Here is a 593-nt window from a genome sequence, read left to right as displayed (position 1 = left end):
GAATGATCCAACGAGATAGAGCAGAAGCAGCTGGTTGGGAAATCGTCAAAGAGCGTCAACACAAGGCTATACAGTTAAAAGCCAAACCAAGCTTTAGTAACCTTTTGGTTTGGAAGCTGATTTATGAAACGGAAGATAACTACTATGTGGATGCGGTAAGAGTGGGGCGCTCAATAAAAATCTATCCTGGCGAATCCACACCAAAGCTCAATGTAAAAACACAATTTCCATGGCTCGACCCGCAATCGCAGCAAGCGAAAGATATTGAACGTTTCCGTTGGTTTTCAAATGGTTTTGTAGTGCAAGACCCGGATGACGAAATGCGAATTGTTGATGTGCGTTACTCCATCGTGCCAAACCAAATTAATGCGCTGTGGGGCATCAATCTATCCCCGAAAGCCAGCGCGGACGAACACGTCGAATACACTGCTCATCGAGGTAGTACAGTGGAAGACCGCCAAACTTTTCTCAATATGCTTGCGGACTTTGATTGAGCGTTTACTTGGGTTACATGGGGAGCGACTCGGTGACTATCAAGCCGATTGAAAGTCCTTCACCAGCGTCGGCTTATTTGCAAAGAAGATCTTGCTAAA

At 45.5% G+C, this 593-nt stretch carries 1 pseudogene; it reads left to right on the top strand.

The features are described from left to right. Positions 1 to 494 (top strand): annotated as a pseudogene (locus tag R7R78_RS27950) (metal-dependent hydrolase); the annotation flags it as partial. Positions 495 to 593 lie beyond the last annotated feature (99 nt).

The sequence above is a fragment of the Vibrio sp. 2134-1 genome, assembly GCF_033339495.1.
Note: the sequence above shows the minus strand (reverse complement) of the source record. Positions and strands in the feature narration are given on the sequence as shown.